Source organism: Aestuariivirga sp. (assembly GCF_047602625.1).
Lineage (GTDB): Bacteria > Pseudomonadota > Alphaproteobacteria > Rhizobiales > Aestuariivirgaceae > Aestuariivirga.
Window position 1 is genome coordinate 1,872,031 of sequence record NZ_JASGGV010000002.1, and the last position, 19,611, is coordinate 1,891,641.

Sequence of the window (19,611 nt, forward strand, 5' to 3'; positions counted from 1 at the left end):
TTGCCGCGCGTAAACGGACTCGTTACGTTTGCCGCCCATGTTCGGGGATAAGGGATTCTGCCCGCAATGCTCTATTATCTCTATGAAATGAACCACGCCGCGCTGGCGCCCTGGCGGGCGGCCGCGGATGCCGGACTGAATTTCTGGAAGAACCCCGCCAATCCGCTGTCCTCCACGCAGATGGGCCGCTCCATGGCGGCGTCGCTGGAAATGTTCGAGCGCGGAACCAGGCGCTACGGCAAGCCCGCCTTCGACCTGGGGCCGGATGTCACCGAGGAAGTGGTGCTCGCAAAGCCCTTCTGCAATCTCCTGCATTTCACCCGCGATGGCGCGCCCGCCGATGCCCGCAAGCTGCTGATCGTCGCCCCCATGTCGGGCCATTACGCCACGCTGCTGCGCGGCACCGTCGATGCGATGCTCGATCATTGCGACGTCTATATCACCGACTGGGTGGACGCCCGCGCCGTGCCGGTCGCGTCCGGCTCCTTCGATCTCGATGATTACATCGACTATGTGATGGAGTTCGTGCGCTTCATCGGCCGCAGCACCAGCCTGATGGCGGTGTGCCAGCCCTCGGTGCCGGTGCTCGCCGCCGTGTCGCTGATGAATGCGGCCAAGGATCCCATGACGCCCGCCGCCATGATCCTGATGGGCGGCCCCATCGACACCAGGCGCAATCCCACCGCCGTCAACCGCCTCGCCCGGGAAAAGGGCGTCGACTGGTTCCGCAGCAATGTCATCATGAAGGTGCCGCCGCCCAATCCCGGCTTCATGCGCGAAGTTTATCCCGGCTTCCTGCAGCTTGGCGGCTTCATGACCATGAATCTCGACCGCCACATCGACGCGCACCGCGAACTCTTCTGGCATCTCGTCGAGGGCGATGGCGACTCCGCCGAAAAGCAGACCGAGTTCTACGATGAATATATGTCGGTCATGGACCTCACCGCCGAATTCTACCTGCAGACGGTGGAAAAGGTGTTCGTGAACCACGACCTGCCGCGCGGCACCTTCACGCACCGCAACCAGAAGGTCGATCCCTCGGCCATCACCGAAACGGCGCTGATGACGGTGGAAGGCGAGCGTGACGATATTTCGGGCGTCGGCCAGACCGAAGCCTCGCATGATCTCTGCACGTCGCTTGCCGCGTCCAAGAAGCTGCATTACCTGCAGCCCGGCGTTGGCCATTACGGCGTGTTCAACGGCTCGCGCTTCCGCAAGGAAATCGTGCCGCGCATCGTGTCTTTCGTGAACGCCAACGCCAAAGCCTGATGGCTCCAGCCCTGACGACGCTCCGCCGCCTTCTGGCGCCGAAACCGATTCCGCCGGCGGAATTGCTGCTGGGCGAAACGCGGATCGAGGTGATCTTCCGCCGCCATGCCAGCGCCCGCCGACTGGTCTTAAGGCTCAACCCGGAAGGCACTGCCGCCATCGTCACCGTGCCCAAGGGCGTCTCGCGCTCAGCCGCGCTCGATTTCGCGCAACGCTCGGAAGCCTGGCTGGTAACCCGCATTGCCCAGCGCGGCACGCCGATCCCGCTCAAGGCCGGAAGCCTCATTCCGCTGCATGGCGAGGATCATGAGATACGCCACATCGCCTCGCGCCGTGGCGCTGTCACCTTCGACCCGGTGGCGCGCATCATCCATGTGCCGGGAGACTTGCCGCACGTTCCGCGCCGCCTCACCGACTGGCTGAAGAAGGCGGCCAAGGCCGAACTCGCAGCGGCGTCGGACAAATATGCCCGCGCCATGGGGGTGAGCTTCCGCCGCATCACCGTGCGCGACCAGCGGAGCCGCTGGGGCTCCTGTTCCGCAAGCGGCGAGCTGTCCTATTCCTGGCGGCTCATCCTCACGCCGCCCTATGTGCTGGACTATGTGGCCGCCCATGAGGTGGCGCATCTGAAGCACATGAACCACGGCCCCGCCTTCTGGCGTCTGGTGCTCAGCCATTGCCGGGACGCATCGCGCGCCAAGAAATGGCTGAAGGCGCACGGCCACAGCGTTCACCGCATCAGCACCTGATCATTTGTTTTCGCGCGTGCGGTTCAGCCGCTCGAAGGCGGTTGGGCTGTTGCCGCTCTTCTTGCGGGGTTGGCCGTTGCCGCCGCCGAACAGATTGCCGATGCCATCGAAGAATCCGCCGCCATCATCATCCACGGCGGGCTGCCCGCTGCCATCCTCACCCGGAATCTGGGCCATCACACCGCCATCGCCGGGTTCGGGCTGGCTGGTGTCGCCGGGCAGCGGTTCGGGCGGCAGGCCCTGATGCGCGGCCGCCATCACGTCATGCCAGATTTCCGTGGGGATGGTGCCGCCGGTCACCCGCGTGGTCGGCGAATTGTCATCATTGCCCACCCACACGCCCGCCACGAATTGCGCGGTATAGCCGATGAACCAGGCATCGCGGTAATCCTGGCTGGTGCCGGTCTTGCCGGCGATTTCGAAGTTGCCGAACTGCGCCTTCTTGCCGGTGCCTTCGGTGACGACGGCGCGCATCATGGAATTGAGTTCGCCCAAGTTCACAGGCGAGATCACCGATTGCATGCCGCCCGGCTGGCGCTGGTAGAGCACATGGCCGTCGCGCGTCGTAATGCGGGTGATGGCGAAGGGAACGACAGGCGTGCCGCCATTGGCGAAGGGCACGAAGGCCGCCGTCATCTCGAGCGGCGTCACCTCGGAGGTGCCGAGTGCGAGTGAATCATCGCGGCCCAGGTCGGAGGTAATGCCCAGCCGGTGCGCCACCTCGATCACCGAGTCAGGCCCGATGGCCGAGATCAGCTTCACGGCGATCACATTCAGCGAATAGGCCAGCGCCGTGGTCAGCGTCACCGGCCCCATATATTTCTGCTTGTAGTTTTCGGGCGTCCAGCTGCCGAGCTGGATCGGCTCGTCCACTTCCACCGATTGCGGGGTGTATCCCTGTTCCAGCGCCGCCAGATAGAGGAACGGCTTGAAGGAGGAGCCGGGCTGGCGCTTCGCCTTGGTCACCCGGTTGAACTGGCTCCTCTTGTAGGACTTGCCGCCCACCATGGCCTTGATGGCGCCGCCCGTATCCATCATCACGAAAGCCCCTTGCGAGACATGCAGCTTCGCACCCTCGCTATTCAACCGTGTACGGAGGGATTTCTCGGCGATTTCCTGCAGGCCGGGATCGATTGTGGTTTCGACGACGATCGAGTCCTTGTTGTTCTTGACCAGTTCGGGAAGCTGGTCGTTCACCCAGTCGGCGATATATTGCGTGGCGGGAATATAGTCCGATGGCCGCGCTTCGGCGGGGGCGGCGATGGCAAGCTGCGCGTCGCCCGCCGTGATGGCCCCTGTCTCCACCATGGCGTTGATGACGAGCTTGCTGCGCTCGGCTGCGGCTTCGGGGTGCAGCAGCGGCGAATAGGTGGAGGGCGCTTTCAGAAGCCCCGCCAGCGTCGCCGCCTCGGCGATGGTCAGATCGCGGGCGGATTTGTGATAATAGGCCTGCGCCGCCTTCTCGATGCCATAGGCGCCCGCGCCATAATAGACGCGGTTCAAGTAAAGCTGCAGAATCTCTTCCTTGCTGAACTTGGTTTCCAGCCACACCGCCAGCACCACCTCCTGGAGCTTGCGCTCCATGGTGCGGTCGGGATTGAGAAACAGGTTCTTGGCAAGCTGCTGCGTGAGAGTCGAGCCGCCCTGCACCACGTGCCCTGAGCGCAGATTGGTCACCACGGCGCGCAGCAGGCCAAAGGGATCGACGCCATAATGCGAATAGAAGCGGCGGTCCTCGATGGCGATCACCGCATTCGGCACATAATCAGGCAATTCGGCGAGGCTCACCTCGTCGCCGAAGAACGCGCCCTGCTGGGCAAGCTGCGTGCCGTCATCGGCCAGCACCATCACGCCCGGTTCCCGGTCGGGGATCTGCAGCAGGCCCTTCTGGTCGAGCGACATCCAGACATAGCCGAACACGGCGCCGCCGGCGATCAGGCCCCAGAATGCGCAGAAGAAGACAAAGCGGAAGACATAGCCCGCGAAGGTGCGGCGGCGGCGCGGGGCGGTGCGCTTTTGAGGCTTGCCGCCACGGGAACGGCTGTCAAAAAGCTGCGGTTCGATCCGCCCTTTCCGCTTCGTCTTGCCGCCCGATCTGAACAAACCCATTTAGGCTCCGCTCTGCCCCTTGGTCCGCTCCTAGCAAATGCGCCTTGAGAGAGCGTGAAGAAGGGGCAGGGAAAGCCGGATATCTGGGCGGGAATCATGGCCCGATCATGGCCCCCGCTGGGGCGAGGCTTACATCATTGCGCCGACATGCCAGGGCACGAATTCATTGTCGCCATAGCCCAGGATTTCCGACTTGCTGCGCTCGCCCGAGGCCACATTCAGCATTTTGGCAAAGATTTCCTTGCCCTTCTCGGTGATCGGCACGCCGTCCAGCACATCGCCGCAATTGATGTCCATGTCGTCGATCATGCGGTGATAGATGTCGCTGTTGGTGGCGAGCTTGATCGAGGGCACTGGCTTGTTGCCATAGGCCGAGCCACGGCCCGTGGTGAAGCACAACAGGTTCGCGCCGCCCGCCACCTGTCCCGTCGCCGAGACAGGATCATAGCCCGGCGTATCCATGAACACGAAGCCCTTGCCCGTCACGGGCTCGGCATAGCGGTAGACATTGGTGAGCGTGGTGGTGCCGCCCTTGGCGGCCGCGCCGAGCGATTTTTCCAGAATGGTGGTGAGGCCACCCAGCTTGTTGCCGGGCGAGGGGTTGTTGTTCATCTCCATGAGATTGCGCTTTGTGTAGTCTTCCCACCACTTGATGATGTCGACCAGCTTCTCGCCCACCTCCTGCGTGGCGGCGCGGCGGGTGAGGAGATGTTCGGCGCCATAGATCTCCGGTGTCTCGGAGAGAATCGCCGTGCCACCGTGCTGCACCAGAATGTCCACAGCCGCCCCCAGTGACGGGTTGGCGGTGATGCCGGAATAGCCGTCGGAGCCGCCGCATTGCAGCGCCACCACGAGGTCGGAGGCAAGGCAGGTTTCGCGCTTCACGTTGTTGGCGTGCGGCAGCATGTCGATCACCGCCTGGACGCCCGCCGCCACGGTCTTCCGCGTGCCGCCGGTTTCCTGAATGGTCATCGAGCGGAAGGTGTCGTTTTCGGTGACGTGATAGGCTTCCTTGAAGCGGGGAATCTGGAAGCCCTCGCAGCCCAGCCCCACCATCAGCACGCCGCCCATGTTGGGGTTGGTGGCATAGCCCCAGGAGGTACGCTTCAGGATGTCGAAGATCACGCCGCGGTAATCGATCACGCAGCCATTGTCGAGCTTCAGCGCCACCACGCCGTCGATGTTGGGATAGTCCTTCAGGACGCCGCTGTCGTTCAGTTCCTTGGCGATGAAGCCCGCCACGGTGGCCGAGCAGTTCACGCTGGTCATGATGCCGATATAGTTGCGGGTGCCCACCTTTCCGTTGGCGCGGCGATAGCCCTCGAAGGTGGCGCGCTCTTCGGGCGGCAGGATGATTTCCTGTTTCGCGTCCTTCGAGAAGGCATAGTCGCGGGCAAAGTCATGCATGCCGGTGTTGTGCTCATGCACCCATTCGCCGCGCGCAATGTCTTTCTTGGCAAAGCCGATGATCTGCCCGAACTTGCGGATCGGCTCGTCCTTGGCGATTGGCCCTGAGGCCATCTTGTGGCCCTTCATGATCTTGTCGAGCGCCACCACCTGCTCCGGCGCGGTCGCCCCCTTGTCCACCACGTCGATCGCCACCAGCACATTGTCGGCGGGGCTCAGGCGAAGCATGCGGGGGATTTTGCTCATGGCGATGTCATCCGGGGTTGAAAAGGGCTCGAAGTTCTGACTAACATGTTAGCATGTCAGTGGCCACAGTCACCTATGATTTTCTTGATGCGGCCCCCGTGCTCCAGCGCGGCGGAGCGACGCAGCGGGTGCAGGCGGCCTTGCGGGATGCCATCGTCCGTCTGGAGCTCAAGCCCGGCAGCCTGCTCGACAAGCATGCCATCGCCCAGCGGATGGGGGTCTCCCGTTTTCCGGTGGGCGAGGCGCTGGGGCGGCTCGCCGCGGAAGGGCTGGTCGAAATCATGCCGCAGAGCGGCAGCCGGGTGGCGCTGATCCGCCTGTCCGACGCGCGGGAGAACATGTTCCTCCGCCGCGCCATCGAGACGGAGGCGCTCCGCGCCCTGACCCACACACTCGATCCGTCCGCCATCTCAGCCATGAAACAGGCAGTGCTTTATCAGGAGGCGGCGGCCAAGAGCGATGACCGCGATGGTTTCTACCGCTTCGATGTCGATTTCCACGAGGTGCTGCTGGATGCTCTCGGATTCCAGCGGGTGCGCGCCGCCGCGCAATCGGCCCGCCTCGGGCTTGAACGGGTGCGCCGCCTCCTCAACACCAGGCGCGCCCCGCATTTCACCCTTGACGAACACCGCCGCATCCTTGACGCCATCACGGCGCGCGATGGCGATGCGGCGGCAAAAGCCATGGAAGACCATCTCGCCGCCGTGATGACCGAACTTGAACTGCTCGCCCGCGAGCGGCCCGACCTTTTCGCCGACCTGACAGCAACCGGAGACGTGTCATGAAATCCCGCAGCTTCAAGGCCCCTTCGGGCGCCACCATCAAATTCACCGAACTGGGCTGCGGCACCGCACCGCTCGGCAATCTCTACCGCGCGGTGAGCGAAGAGGATGCGCAGGGAACCCTCAATGCCGCGTGGAAAGCCGGCATGCGCTACTACGACACAGCCCCCCTCTATGGCCTCGGACTGTCGGAAACCCGCCTCAACCATTTCCTGCGCGGCAAGAAGCGGAAGGATTATGTGCTCTCCACCAAGGTGGGGCGGCTCCTGAAAGTCTGCCCGCCCAACGAGCGCACCGGCATCGGCAAATTCTTCGACACGCCGTCGCGCGTGCAGGTCTATGACTATTCCTATGACGGGGTGATGCGCTCGCTCGACGCCTCGCTCGAACGCCTCGGCATCGATTCGATCGATGTCGTCTATGGCCATGACCTCGACGTCTATACCCACGGCTCCGAGGCGGCGCGCGATCACTACGTGGCCGAGTTCATGGGCGGCGGCTACAAAGCGCTCCGCGAACTCCGCGACCAGAAGGTCATCAAGGCCTTCGGCGCCGGCATCAATGAATGGCAGGTGGCGGAAACGCTGGCCAGGCAGGGCGATTTCGACATTTTCCTGCTGGCCGGGCGCTATACGCTTCTCGAGCAGGAAGCGCTTCAGTCCTTTCTTCCGCTCACGGAGGAACGCGGCATCGGCATCGTGCTGGGCGGACCGTACAATTCCGGCATCCTCGCCACCGGCCCCAGGCCCGGCGCGTGGTATAATTACTTCAAGGCGCCCAAGGACATTCTCGACCGCGTCAAGAAGATCGAGGCGGTGTGCGCCGCGCACAAGGTGAAGCTGCCGCAGGCGGCGCTGCGCTTTCCGCTCACCCACCCGTCCGTCGTCTCGGTCATTCCCGGCGCCCAGAACCCGAAGGAAGTGCAGCTCAACGTCAAGACCATGGATGTGAAAATCCCCAAAGCCCTGTGGAAGGATCTGAAAGCCCAGGGCCTGCTGCGTCAGGACGCGCCGGTTCCCAAGTAAAATCTACTTGAGAGACTTGATCGCCTGTTCCGCGGCGCTGATCCCTGAGAGATGCGCGCCGTGGATGGTCGACCAGAACCGTTCCGAACACTGTTCGCCTGCGAAGAACAGCCGCTCCGCCACGGGCTGCCGGAAGGCCTTGCGCACATGCGCCTGCCCCGGCGCGCAATGCGAATAGCCGCCCAGCGTGAAAGGCTCCGAGGCCCAGTGCGTGGCGACGCCCTTCAGGATGCGCGTGCGGATGGCGCTGCCGAACGCATCCACCATCCGCTCGGTGGCGAGTGCGACCATCGCAGCCTCGCCATGCCGTTCGAGATCGCGCGCCTCGTTGCCGGCGAGATGCGACACGACGATCGGCCTGCCGAAAGGATTGATATGCAGGTTGAAAGGCGGAACGCTCATCGGCGGCGCATCGACGATGTCGCCATAGACATGGCCGAAGCCTTCCAGCGGGCGGTCGAGCAGCAGGGCGATCTTCTCGGCATGGCCCATCGGGCATTTGGCGATGGCCTCCAGCATATCCGGCGGCAGCACGGGATCGAAGCTTAAGGCCGAAGCCAGCACATTCACCGGCAGCGCCACGATGGCGGCCCGCGCCGTCACCGTGCCCTGCGGCGTCTCGATCCCGACACCCTTGCCCCTCCAGCCGATGCGCGTGACAGGGGTGTTGAGCGAAACGGGCAAGCCCGCCGCATTGGCCTCAACCAGCGCGCCATAACCATTCTCCACCGGATAATCGCCGCCATCCTCCACATAGCTGGCGAAGTCGAGCGTCGAACAATCTTCGGGCTCATGCGAGGTAATCTGGTTCAGCGTGCGCCGCGTCAGCGGAAACCACGGATCGCTCCTGTCGATCACATCGGAATAGGCCACGTCGCGGCGCGCATGGCCCGCCTCGAGAATCCGGTCCACCGCCGTCATCAGCGCCGTGCCGGCCTCGCGCATCAGCGCCTGTGAGCCCCGCCCGCCGCCCCGCAGCAGCAGCACGCGATGCGACCAGTCGATATCGGATTTGTAGCGGAAGCCCAGCCTGCCGGCGATCTTCGTGAAGGGATTCTGCGCCGCCGCATGCAGCCAGTGGCCGCCATGGTCGAAGGGAATGCCGGGAAAGCTTGTGGTGTCGGTGAAGGCCCTGCCGCCGATGCGGCTCCGCGCCTCCAGCACCACGAAGCGCAGGCCGCTTTTCTGCAGCGTCAGCCCGGCGGCCAGCCCCGCCGCCCCGGCGCCGATAACAGCGATGTCATAGTCACTCATGGTCAATTCCGGATCGTTCTTGTCTGTTCACTCGGCTGTCCGGCGGTCATGCCATTGCCTGACGTTCGGCGCGGAAGCGGCGCATCCAGTCGAGGCTCGTCGCGTCGGCGAGTATCGCGACCTCCGGCTTCACATCGTGAAGTGCGGGTGCGGGGAGCCCCAATTTGCCGCAGATGGTGGACAGCGTTGCAGCCGGAGCGGCAGCAAGGGCTTGATAGCCGATGCGGATGGGGTTGATCCCCTGCGTGGCGAACCATGTGTTCCAGGCCGCATCATAGCCTTCCAGCGCCGCCAGTTCGCGGGCGATGCGGCCTGAATCATATTGCAGCTCCTGCGGCGGCGCCACGCGCTCGATCTCGGTACCATCGGGCGCCACATGCCAGAGGCCGGTCTGCTGCGCCTTGATGAGCGAGACGGCCTGCGCCAGCTTGTCCTCGCGGGAAAGATGAAGATAGGCGATCTGGCCAAAGGCGCGTTCGAGGCGGGCCTTGTCCGATGGCAATCCCGGGAACATCCGGTCGAGAATGCCCGACACTTCGCCAAGATTTTCCTTCATCAGCCGCATCCCGAAGATGTCCGTGCCGCCCCTGCCGGCGCGGATTGCCGCCTGAAGATAGGCTGTGTCGAATTCGGCCCCGCTCACCGTGCCGGGGGCGGGTACGCCCCATGATTCCGCCCATTCCGCAATGTTCTGCCGCCGGTAGAACGAATGGGGCGCACCGGCCTTCGCCATTTTCAACAGGCCGCACAGAAGCGTGCTGCCGGTGCGCGGTGTGCCGCAGATGATATATCCGTCAAATGCGGGATTTCGTTCCGGGAAAGCGCCATTCATGCGCCTTCCCCTATCGCCCGCGGCACAGCCGGTCAATCATGGCAGCGGTTCACCGGCGCTGCGATGGCGTTTCCGGCTTTGTCACCCGGCGGAGCGTCAGGTTGATACGGCCGCCGTCCCTGAGAAGTGTTGAGGTGCCGGAGAGCACGCGGTCGATGCCGTGATAGCAGAGGCGGGACTCGCCGCCCATCACCAGCACGTCGCCCGATGAAAGTTTCAGCGTTTCGGTCTTGCCGCCGCGCTCCGTTCCCCCGATGCGGAACACCGCCGTGTCGCCCAGCGAAATCGAGACGACGGGGGCCGCGAACTCCTCCTCGTCCTCATCCCGGTGCAGGCCCATCTTCGCGCCCTCGCGGTAATGGTTGACGAGGCAGGCCTCGGGCGGATGCGGATAGGCTGAAACCTCCCGCCACACCGCGAGCACCGCCTCCGGGATGGTGGGCCAAGGATTCCCCGTGTCGGGGTGGGTGGGCTGGTAACGGTAGCCCGCCCGGTCCGACACCCAGCCGAGGCTCCCCAGATTGGTCATCGCAACCGTGAAGGGCCTGCCTGTCCGTGGCATGACGGGCGTGAAGAACGGCGCTTCGGCAACCAGCGCCCGCAATTTCCCCACCAGCGCCTCCTGCGCGGGGCGGTCCAGAAAGCCGGGGAGATGGCGGAGGCCGGAAGGCATCGCTTCAACCGCCTTGCTGCCGCTCGATTGTCCAATCTTTCGCCCTTGCAACTGCATCTTTCCAATCGTCACGGAAGGCAGGGTCGAACGGAAGCTCGTCTTCGGACAACTGCATGCTGCCCAGCAGCTCTGCAAGATTTTCCCATCGCTGCTCAAACTTGCTGTTCAAGAAAAGATACATCGCCCTGTAACCGTCCATTTCACCCATTTCCGAACCCCAAGCCATTAGCCATGGTAAACGGGTTTCCCCGCTTGATAGCCAGAAAACCCCCGCCTATATACCGCGACGAACGTAAGACGGGGGCTTGGTAAAACAGGGCCCCGTTCCCATATCACAGCACGGAGGCTGGCCCCGGATAGGGGGAAGGGAATGCTTCGCCAGAAGGTTCCCCGCTTTGCCTGCCACAGGAGGACATATATGGCTAAAGTAATCGGTATCGACCTCGGCACCACCAACAGCTGCGTCGCGGTCATGGAAGGCAAGAACCCCAAGGTGATCGAAAACGCCGAGGGTGCCCGCACCACCCCGTCGATCGTCGCCTTCACCGCGGATGGCGAGACGCTCGTCGGCCAGCCGGCCAAGCGCCAGGCGGTCACAAATCCCGAGAACACCTTCTTCGCCATCAAGCGCCTGATTGGCCGCCGCATGGACGATCCCATGGTGGCCAAGGACAAGAAGCTCGTTCCCTATAACATCGTGAAGGCCGACAACGGCGACGCGTGGGTTGAATCGCGCGGTAAGAAATATTCGCCCTCGCAGATTTCCGCCTTCACCCTCACCAAGATGAAGGAAACCGCCGAGCGCTATCTGGGCGAACCCGTTACCCAGGCCGTCATCACGGTTCCCGCCTATTTCAACGACTCGCAGCGCCAGGCTACCAAGGATGCCGGCAAGATCGCCGGCCTTGAAGTGCTGCGCATCATCAACGAGCCGACCGCCGCGGCGCTCGCCTATGGCCTCGACAAGCGCGAGGCCGGCACGATCGCCGTCTATGACCTTGGCGGCGGCACCTTCGACGTCTCGGTTCTCGAAATCGGCGACGGCGTGTTCGAGGTGAAGTCGACCAACGGCGACACCTTCTTGGGCGGTGAAGACTTCGACATGCGCATCGTCGATTACCTCGCCGATGAGTTCAAGAAGGAACAGGGCATCGACCTCCGCAAGGACAAGCTGGCCCTCCAGCGCCTCAAGGAAGCCGCGGAGAAGGCCAAGATCGAGCTGTCGTCCTCGACGCAGACCGAAATCAACCTGCCCTTCATCACGGCGGATGCGTCCGGCCCCAAGCATCTCACCCTCAAGCTCACGCGCGCCAAGCTCGAAGCGCTGGTGGATGATCTCATCCAGAAGACCATCGAGCCCTGCCGCGCCGCGCTCAAGGATGCGGGCGTGACGGCCGGCCAGATCGACGAGGTCGTTCTCGTCGGCGGCATGACGCGCATGCCCAAGGTCATCGAGGTGGTGAAGCAGTTCTTCGGCAAGGAGCCGCACAAGGGCGTCAACCCGGATGAGGTGGTCGCCATCGGCGCCGCCATCCAGGCGGGCGTGCTCAAGGGCGAAGTCAAGGACGTGCTGCTCCTCGACGTGACGCCGCTGTCGCTCGGCATCGAAACGCTGGGCGGCGTGTTCACGCGCTTGATCGACCGCAACACCACGATCCCCACCAAGAAGAGCCAGGTCTTCTCCACCGCCGACGACAACCAGACGGCGGTGACGATCCGGGTCTTCCAGGGCGAGCGTGAAATGGCCGCCGACAACAAGATGCTCGGCCAGTTCGACCTGATGGGCCTGCCCATGGCGCCGCGCGGCGTGCCGCAGATCGAGGTCACCTTCGACATCGACGCCAACGGCATCGTCAACGTGTCCGCCAAGGACAAGGCGACGAACAAGGAGCAGCAGATCCGCATCCAGGCCTCGGGCGGTCTCTCCGACAAGGAGATCGAGAAGATGGTCAAGGAAGCGGAGGCCAATGCCGCCGAGGACAAGAAGCGCAAGGATCTGGTGGAAGCCAAGAACCACGCCGAAGCCCTGATCCACACGACCACCAAGTCGATGGCGGAATCAGGCGACAAGGTGCCCGCCGCCGACAAGTCGGCCATCGACGCCGCCATCGCCGACCTCAAGGGCGTGATGGAGGGCGAGGATGCCGAGGACATCAAGGCCAAGACCAACACGCTGGCCCAGGCCGCGATGAAGCTGGGCGAGGCGCTCTACAAGGCGCAGGCGGCAGCCGGCGAGGCGCCCGATGCCGCCGCTGGCGCCGGCGGCCCGCAGGACGACGACGTCCTCGATGCCGACTTCACCGAAGTCGACGACGAAGACAAGAAGGCCTGATGCAAGATGCTGGTGGATACCCGCGCCCGGGATTGAACGCCCGGGCGCGGGGTCTGCTATAGGTCAATCCTCTTCCCGCCAGCGGTGACACGAAAAACATGGCCAAGCGCGACTATTACGAGATTCTTGGCGTCGGCAAGACGGCCGACGACAAAGAACTCAAGAACGCCTACCGCAAGCTCGCCAAGCAATATCACCCCGATGCCAATCCGGGCGACAAGGCGCTGGAAGCCAAGTTCAAGGAACTGAACGAAGCCTATGACGTCCTGAAGGACGGGCAGAAGCGCGCCGCCTATGACCGGTTCGGCCATCAGGCGTTCGAAGGCGGCATGGGCGGCGGGCGCGGCGGCGGCGCGGGCTTCGGGCCTGAATTCAATTCCTCCATGTCGGATATTTTCGAGGACCTGTTCGGCGATTTCATGGGCGGTCAGCGCGGCGGCCAGAGGGGCGGGCGAGGCCGCGGCGGCTCGGGCGCCACGCGCGGCTCCGATCTCCGCTACAACATGGAAATCTCGCTCACCGAAGCCTTCAGCGGCAAGACGGCGCAAATCCGCGTGCCCTCTTCGGTAGCCTGCGAGGTCTGCCATGGCTCCGGCGCCAAGCCCGGCACCACGCCTAAAACCTGCACCACCTGCAACGGGCAGGGGTCGGTGCGCTCGCAGTCCGGCTTCTTCACGGTGGAGCGCACCTGCCCCACCTGCCAGGGCCGGGGACAGGTGATCTCCGATCCGTGCAGCAATTGCGGCGGCCAGGGCCGCGTGCAGAAAGAGCGGACACTCTCCGTCAACATTCCGGCGGGCGTCGAGGACGGCACGCGCATCAGGCTGGCGAATGAAGGCGAGGCGGGGTTGCGCGGCGGCCCGTCGGGCGATCTCTATATTTTCCTCTCGGTGCGCCCGCATGAATTCTTCCAGCGCGATGGCGCCGATCTCTTCTGCAAGGTGCCGGTGTCGATGACGGTGGCGTCCTTGGGCGGTGACATCGAGGTGCCCACCATCGACGGCAAGAAGGCCCGCGTGCCGGTGCCCGAGGGCACGCAGGCCGGCAAGCAGTTCCGCCTCAAGGGCAAGGGCATGCCGGTGCTGCGCTCCTCCCAGCATGGCGACATGTATATTCAGGTTGCGGTCGAAACCCCCGTCAACCTCAGCCGCAAGCAGCGCGAGCTTCTGAAAGAGTTCGATCAGGAAGCCCGCAACAACAGCCCTGAGTCCGAAGGCTTCTTCGCCAAGGCCAAGAGCTTCTGGGACAGCTTCGGCTCGTAAAGCATTCTGTTGTCTTCGCCCCGCGCGAGCGGGGAGAAGAAGGGGACCCATCGCTCTTGCGATGGGGGAGATGAGGGGCACCCGGTCTCTTTGTCAGAACATCCGTTTGCCCCTCTCCTCCCCGTTGCTTTGCAACAGGCCCCACCCGGCCGCTGAGCGGCGCTCGCAAGGGCTCGCCCTCTCCCCGCTGTCGCGGTGCGAGGACACCCCTCACCTGTCATTCCGGCGAACGCCGGAAACCAGACGTTCAACCCGCACGCTTCCGGCCAAGTCTGGGTCCCGGCTTACCGCCGGGATGACAAAGAGAGGGATTCGTCTTGCGTCCTCACGCTGCGCCAGCGGAGGCGGCGGCGAAATTGACAGAGTCAATTTGGGTGGCCTCAATTTGGCAACTTAAATGCAGCTTACACCTACGAAAAAACACCCCGCACCACGCGTTTTCACGCCAAAACGCATCAAAAAGCGTGCAAAAACAGGCCTAGGAAATGTTTCACATGAAACATTTCCAGCGAAAATTTCCGATGCCTTTATTTGCGCATTTTTGCCCGTGAGCAGGTGTCAAGGCGCCTTGGCGACACCCACCATGGCGGGCCTCAGGCAGCGGTCGCCGATGGCGAAGCCGGACTGCATCTCCTGCACCACTGTGCCCGGCGGGTAGTCGGTGGTCGGCACCTCGAACAGCGCCTGCTGCATGTTGGGGTCGAACTTCTGCCCCACCGTCTCGAGCCTGCGGATGCCGTGGCGCTGGAAGGTGTTCAGCAGTTCGCGCTCGGTGAGTTCCACGCCGGCCAGAAGGTTGTCCAGCGCCTGGTCGCCCGCCGCGCGCTCTTCCGGCGACACGGCGGCCAGCGCCCGGCCCATGTTGTCGGTGACGCTCAGCAAATCCTTGGCGAAATTGGTGGCGGCATAAAGGGCGGCCTCCGCCTTCTCGCGCTCCAGCCGCTTCTTGGTGTTGTCGGCCTCGGCGGCGAAGCGCAGCATGCGGTCCTTCAGCGCCGCGATCTCGTCCCTGAGGCTGGCGATTTCCACATCGCGCTCGTCTTCCGGCGCTTCGGCGATGGGGGATTCGATCTCCACCGGCTCGTCATCATTCAGGTGTTCTTGCTTCGCCATGACACGCTCTCACAATCGCCAAAACATCAGGGGGTTGGGCCGCATATCGGCTGGATCGGCTGGAAAATCAAGTCAGCAAACGGCCCACCACCTTGGCCGTATAATCGACCATCGGTATGATCCTGGCATAGTTCATGCGGGTCGGCCCGATGATGCCGAGCACGCCGACGATCTTCTCCTCGCTGTTCCGGTAAGGCGCCACCACAAGCGAGGACCCCGACAGCGAAAACAGCCGGTTTTCCGAGCCGATGAAGATGCGCACCCCTTCGCCGCCTTCTGCCGCGCCCAGAAGCTGCACCAGCTCCTTCTTGTTCTCGATGTCGTCGAACAGCTTGCGGATGCGGTCGAGATCGGCTGATGCGGCGGCATTCTCGATCAGGTTGGCCTGCCCCCTGACGATCAGCGTCTTGGCGTCGGGATCGCTGTCGCCCGACCACTGGGCGATCCCCGTTTCGACAATGCGGGCAGACACATCATCCAGCTCGCGGCGCAAATTCTCCATCTCGGCCCGCACGGTGCGCTGCACCTCGTCGATGGTCTTGCCCTGGAAGCGGCTGGACAGATAGTTGGTGGCCTTGACGAAAACCGAGGGCGGCAGGCCCGGCGGCACGTCGATCACCCGGTTCTCGACGCCGCCATCCTCGCCCACCAGGATCACCAGCGCCCGGCCCGGCCCCAGGTTCACGAACTCGATATGCTTCAGCCTGGCATTCATCTTGGGCGCCATCACCACGCCCGCGTAGTGCGAGAGGCCGGAGAGCATGGTCGTCGCCTCACCCAGCACATCCTCGATGCGGCGCGGGCGGTTGGAGGCCGCCACCTGCGCATCGATGCGGGCGCGCTCATCGGCATTCATCGCCCCCACTTCCATCAGCGCATCGACGAAGAAGCGCAGTCCCGTCTGCGTCGGCACGCGGCCGGCACTGGTATGGGGCGAGAAGATCAGCCCCGCATCCTCAAGGTCCATCATCACATTGCGGACAGACGCCGCGGAAAGGCCCGACGGCAGGATGCGCGAGATGGTGCGCGAACCCACAGGCTCGCCGGTTTCGAGATAGGTGTCGACAAGGCGGCGGAAAATCTCGCGCGACCGCTGGTCGAGGCCCGGAACGCCGGAAAGCCTGTCATCAAGCGGGGAACGGGGCGGGATGATGGTCATGGAAGACAATGTAGAAATCCCATTGGCTGGGGTCAATCGAGCGGCTAGAACCCCCGCTTCACGAAAGGAAATGACATCATGCGTCCATCGGGCCGCCTCCCCGACCAGTTGCGCGCCGTGAGCTTCACGCGCGGCTTTACGAAACATGCCGAAGGCTCGTGCCTCGTCCGCTTCGGCGATACCCATGTGCTGTGCACCGCCTCGCTTGAGGAGCGGGTGCCGCCTTGGCTCAAGGGCGGCGGCAAGGGCTGGGTGACGGCGGAATATGGCATGCTGCCCCGCGCCACCAATGACCGCACACGGCGCGAAGCCACGGCCGGCAAGCAATCCGGCCGCACTCAGGAAATCCAGCGCCTTGTTGGCCGGAGCCTGCGCGCCGTCGTCGATCTCGTGGCGCTGGGCGAGAAGCAGATCACGCTCGACTGCGATGTGCTGCAGGCCGATGGCGGCACCCGCACGGCGGCGATCACCGGCAGCTTCGTGGCGCTTCATGACTGCCTGACGTGGATGAAGGCGCGGTCGATGTTCAACGCCTGGCCGCTGAAAGACCATGTGGCGGCGATCTCCTGCGGCATCCATGGCGGCACGCCGGTGCTCGATCTCGATTATGCGGAAGATTCGACAGCGGGCACCGATGCCAATTTCGTGATGACGGGCTCTGGCGGCATTGTGGAAATCCAGGGCACGGCGGAGGGCGAACCCTTCTCGCAGGACAACCTTCTGGAATTGCTCGCTTTGGCGCGCAAAGGTATCGGCGAACTGGTTTCCCTGCAGAAGCAGGCGCTGGCGGGATAATGCCCAGGCTGACGAACCAGCGGGTTGTCATCGCCACCCACAACAAGGGCAAGCTTGCGGAGTTTGCAGCGTTGCTGAAGCCCCATGGTGTCTCGGCCGTTTCGGCGGGTGAACTCGGGCTTGCCGAGCCTGCGGAAACCGAAACCACCTTCATCGGCAATGCACGGATCAAGGCGAAGGCCGCGGTCGAGGCTTCAGGCCTCATCGCCATCGCCGATGATTCTGGCTTGTGCGTTAACGCGTTGGACGGCGCGCCGGGGGTCTACACCGCCGACTGGGCTGGGCCATCCCGCGACTGGAACCAGGCCATGCGGCTGGTTGAGGAAAAGCTCGAGGCGAAAGGGGCAACCGCGCCCGCGCAACGGCGCGCCACCTTCATGTGCACACTCTGCGTGATGTGGCCCAATGGCGCGGAGCGGATTTACGAAGGCCGTGCGCCTGGCACGCTGGTCTGGCCACCGCGTGGGCAATTGGGCCATGGCTATGACCCGATGTTCGTGCCCGAAGGGCAGTCCCTGACTTTCGCCGAGATGGAACCCGAAGCAAAAAACGCTATTTCGCATCGCGCGCGGGCGCTGGAGGCGCTGGTCCGTGACCTCTTCTGAGGCCTTCGGCATCTATGTGCACTGGCCGTTCTGCAAGGCCAAATGCCCCTATTGCGACTTCAATTCGCATGTCCGCCACCAGCCCGTCGATGCCATGTCCTTTGCCGAAGCGCTGGCGGCGGAACTGCGCTGGATGCGGCAGCGGACGCCGGGCCGCACCGTCACGTCGATCTTCTTCGGCGGCGGCACGCCGTCGCTGATGCCGCCGCAAGCAGTCGGCCATGTTCTGGATGCCATCGGCGGCCTGTGGCCGGTTTCGCCAGAGGTGGAAACGACTCTCGAGGCCAACCCCACGTCCATCGAGGCCGGGAATTTTCGCGGCTATCGCGCGGCAGGCATAAATCGTGTGTCGGTAGGCGTTCAGGCGCTGAACGATCATGATCTCAAGGCGCTGGGACGGCAGCATACGGCTGAGGAAGCGCTGGCAGCCTTCCGGATGGCGGCAAAGGTTTTTCCGCGCGTGTCCTTCGACATGATCTACGCGCGACCAAACCAGACTGTTGCAGCATGGCGTGAAGAACTTGCACGCGCTCTTGCGGAACAGCAGGGGCACATGTCGCTCTATCAGCTCACCATCGAACCGGGCACAGCCTATTTCGATCTTCACGCCAAAGGGGCGCTCGCCGTGCCGCCGGAAGATCGCGCGGTGGATCTTTTCGACGTAACACAGGAATTGACGGCAGCGGCGGGGCTCAATGCCTATGAGATCTCGAACCATGCTGTTTCGGGCCAGGAGTCGCGGCACAATCTTCTCTACTGGCGCTATGGCGAATATGCGGGCGTGGGGCCTGGCGCGCACAGCCGGCTGGCGGATGGCGAAACGCGATTGGCTCTGGTTGCCGAAAAACACCCCGAGACATGGCGCGCCCAGGTTCTGGAGCAGGGTTCCGGCGTCACCGAGGAAACCCGCGTATCGCCATGCGAGCAATCCGCCGAATATCTGCTGATGGGCTTGCGCATTTCCGAAGGCATCGACCTCGACCGCTTTGAATCTCTGGCGGGGCGGCCAATGGACTCGTCAAAACTCGCTGGGCTCAAATCCATGGGGCTGGTCAAGCGCAACGGCAACCGCCTGAGCGCCACGGCGGATGGGCGCCGCCTGCTCAATGCCATTATCGGAGAACTCGCCGTCTGACGCCGGGCCTGCTACTCTCGCCTCATGCTCGGTAGCTACATCGCTTCGGCCTTTGCCACCCTTCTGGTGATGGTGGACCCGATATTCCTGTCCGCGCTGTTCCTCGGCGTGACAACCGGCATGTCCGATGAACACCGGCGGGAAGTGGCTTTCCGAGCCAGCGCCATCGCGTTTGGCATTCTGGTTGTGGCGGGCTTGATGGGCGCGCAGCTTTTGACGCTGCTCGGGATTTCGCTTTCCGCTTTCCGGATCGCAGGTGGCCTCCTGTTGTTGTGGTCCGCGGCAGAAATGGTGTTCGACCACCGCAGCCAGCGCCGCGCGGATGCCGCCAAAACGGCGATCACCGTTGATCACGTCAAGAATGTCGCCGCCTTCCCACTGGCCATTCCCTTGATGGCAGGCCCCGGCGCGATCACCGCCATGATCCTGCTGGCAGGGCGTGCCGAGAACCGTGTCGACTATCTCGCCGCCTTGCTGGCCGTGGTGGCGATCATCATTATCGCCTGTTACGTGGCATTCCGGTTGGCCGAGCGCATTTCAGTCACCATGGGCGTAACCGGACGCGCAGTGCTTTCACGCCTGCTGGGCATCATCCTTGCCGCATTGGCCGTGCAATTCGTGATCGATGGCGTGACGAAGCTGTTGAACCCATAAAAAAATAAGGGGTGAACGGCAGCAACCAACTCCATTCACCCCTTTTCACCAAGGATTCCCGAGGAGACCGCGAACCTTGGCACGACACGAGGACTTTGACATTGAGAATGGGAGGACCCAAGGCAGACGTGTGCGATGCAACATACATAGCAAAGGCAATGCCAATTTGCTTCGGGGGTTGAAATTATTTTTAATCCATTGAAATTACTT

18 protein-coding genes are annotated in these 19,611 nt (G+C 63.5%); 10 read left to right on the forward strand and 8 right to left on the reverse strand.

What is annotated here, in order from left to right; genetic code table 11:
- The first annotated feature begins 66 nt into the window (after nt 1–66).
- Nucleotides 67–1,269, forward strand: a complete 1,203-nt coding sequence (locus QM694_RS14290; protein ID WP_415007595.1) for a polyhydroxyalkanoate depolymerase — start codon at nt 67–69, stop codon at nt 1,267–1,269.
- Nucleotides 1,269–2,018 carry a M48 family metallopeptidase gene (locus QM694_RS14295; RefSeq protein ID WP_415007596.1) on the forward strand — a complete coding sequence of 250 codons (750 nt, stop codon included), beginning with the start codon at nt 1,269–1,271 and terminating at the stop codon, nt 2,016–2,018. Before QM694_RS14290 ends, QM694_RS14295 begins: the two co-directional genes overlap by 1 nt.
- Here the strand turns inward: QM694_RS14295 and QM694_RS14300 are convergent, their stop codons facing one another.
- Both QM694_RS14300 and QM694_RS14305 read right to left on the reverse strand, forming a co-directional pair.
- The gene (locus QM694_RS14300) at nt 2,019–4,127 is read right to left on the reverse strand and encodes a transglycosylase domain-containing protein (RefSeq protein WP_415007597.1); all 2,109 of its coding nucleotides are present in this window, start codon (nt 4,125–4,127) and stop codon (nt 2,019–2,021) included.
- Between the two features lie 129 nt (nt 4,128–4,256).
- Nucleotides 4,257–5,780 (reverse strand): UxaA family hydrolase, encoded by a 1,524-nt coding sequence (locus QM694_RS14305; RefSeq protein WP_415007598.1) that lies wholly within the window; start codon nt 5,778–5,780, stop codon nt 4,257–4,259.
- A 53-nt stretch (nt 5,781–5,833) separates the two neighbouring features.
- Here QM694_RS14305 and QM694_RS14310 point away from each other — a divergent pair, with 53 nt between their 5' ends.
- Together QM694_RS14310 and QM694_RS14315 are read left to right on the forward strand one after the other, a co-directional pair.
- Nucleotides 5,834–6,565, forward strand: coding sequence for a GntR family transcriptional regulator (locus tag QM694_RS14310; RefSeq protein WP_415007599.1), 732 nt, complete (start codon nt 5,834–5,836; stop codon nt 6,563–6,565).
- Nucleotides 6,562–7,587, forward strand: coding sequence for an aldo/keto reductase (locus QM694_RS14315; protein WP_415007600.1), 1,026 nt, complete (start codon nt 6,562–6,564; stop codon nt 7,585–7,587). The genes QM694_RS14310 and QM694_RS14315 overlap by 4 nt, the downstream gene beginning before the upstream one ends.
- A gap of 3 nt (nt 7,588–7,590) precedes the next feature.
- On the opposite strand, the gene QM694_RS14320 is transcribed toward QM694_RS14315, so the two are convergent.
- Genes QM694_RS14320 through QM694_RS14335 form a run of 4 tightly spaced genes read right to left on the reverse strand, consistent with a single transcriptional unit; the run spans nt 7,591 to nt 10,554 of the window.
- A complete protein-coding gene (locus QM694_RS14320) occupies nt 7,591–8,841 on the reverse strand; it encodes a flavin monoamine oxidase family protein (protein ID WP_415007601.1) in 1,251 nt (416 codons plus the stop codon).
- 46 nt (nt 8,842–8,887) lie between these two features.
- Nucleotides 8,888–9,673: a Stf0 family sulfotransferase gene (locus QM694_RS14325; protein WP_415007602.1), complete on the reverse strand. Its 786-nt coding sequence runs from the start codon at nt 9,671–9,673 to the stop codon at nt 8,888–8,890.
- 49 nt (nt 9,674–9,722) lie between these two features.
- A complete protein-coding gene (locus tag QM694_RS14330; RefSeq protein ID WP_415007603.1) occupies nt 9,723–10,346 on the reverse strand; it encodes an alpha-ketoglutarate-dependent dioxygenase AlkB family protein in 624 nt (207 codons plus the stop codon).
- Between the two features lie 4 nt (nt 10,347–10,350).
- Nucleotides 10,351–10,554, reverse strand: a complete 204-nt coding sequence (locus tag QM694_RS14335; protein WP_415007604.1) for a hypothetical protein — start codon at nt 10,552–10,554, stop codon at nt 10,351–10,353.
- A 210-nt stretch (nt 10,555–10,764) separates the two neighbouring features.
- On the opposite strand from QM694_RS14335, the gene dnaK reads away from it, so the two are divergent.
- Both dnaK and dnaJ read left to right on the forward strand, forming a co-directional pair.
- Nucleotides 10,765–12,678 (forward strand): molecular chaperone DnaK, encoded by a 1,914-nt coding sequence (gene dnaK / locus QM694_RS14340; RefSeq protein WP_415007605.1) that lies wholly within the window; start codon nt 10,765–10,767, stop codon nt 12,676–12,678.
- A gap of 98 nt (nt 12,679–12,776) precedes the next feature.
- Nucleotides 12,777–13,940 (forward strand): molecular chaperone DnaJ, encoded by a 1,164-nt coding sequence (dnaJ, locus tag QM694_RS14345; protein ID WP_415007606.1) that lies wholly within the window; start codon nt 12,777–12,779, stop codon nt 13,938–13,940.
- A gap of 558 nt (nt 13,941–14,498) precedes the next feature.
- Here dnaJ and grpE read toward each other — a convergent pair.
- Both grpE and hrcA read right to left on the reverse strand, forming a co-directional pair.
- Nucleotides 14,499–15,053: a nucleotide exchange factor GrpE gene (gene grpE / locus QM694_RS14350; RefSeq protein ID WP_415007607.1), complete on the reverse strand. Its 555-nt coding sequence runs from the start codon at nt 15,051–15,053 to the stop codon at nt 14,499–14,501.
- 67 nt (nt 15,054–15,120) lie between these two features.
- Nucleotides 15,121–16,212, reverse strand: coding sequence for a heat-inducible transcriptional repressor HrcA (gene hrcA / locus QM694_RS14355; protein ID WP_415007608.1), 1,092 nt, complete (start codon nt 16,210–16,212; stop codon nt 15,121–15,123).
- Between the two features lie 78 nt (nt 16,213–16,290).
- Between hrcA and rph the strand changes: the two genes are divergently transcribed.
- From rph to QM694_RS14375, 4 genes are read left to right on the forward strand one after another with little or no spacing between them, the layout of a single operon-like run.
- Nucleotides 16,291–17,007 (forward strand): ribonuclease PH, encoded by a 717-nt coding sequence (rph, locus tag QM694_RS14360; protein ID WP_415007609.1) that lies wholly within the window; start codon nt 16,291–16,293, stop codon nt 17,005–17,007.
- A complete protein-coding gene (gene rdgB, locus QM694_RS14365) occupies nt 17,007–17,612 on the forward strand; it encodes an RdgB/HAM1 family non-canonical purine NTP pyrophosphatase (protein ID WP_415007610.1) in 606 nt (201 codons plus the stop codon). The genes rph and rdgB overlap by 1 nt, the downstream gene beginning before the upstream one ends.
- Nucleotides 17,599–18,747: a radical SAM family heme chaperone HemW gene (gene hemW / locus QM694_RS14370; RefSeq protein ID WP_415007611.1), complete on the forward strand. Its 1,149-nt coding sequence runs from the start codon at nt 17,599–17,601 to the stop codon at nt 18,745–18,747. The genes rdgB and hemW overlap by 14 nt, the downstream gene beginning before the upstream one ends.
- A 24-nt stretch (nt 18,748–18,771) precedes the next feature.
- Complete coding sequence (locus QM694_RS14375; RefSeq protein ID WP_415007612.1) at nt 18,772–19,401, forward strand: MarC family protein; 630 nt, start codon at nt 18,772–18,774, stop codon at nt 19,399–19,401.
- The last annotated feature ends 210 nt before the right edge of the window (nt 19,402–19,611 follow it).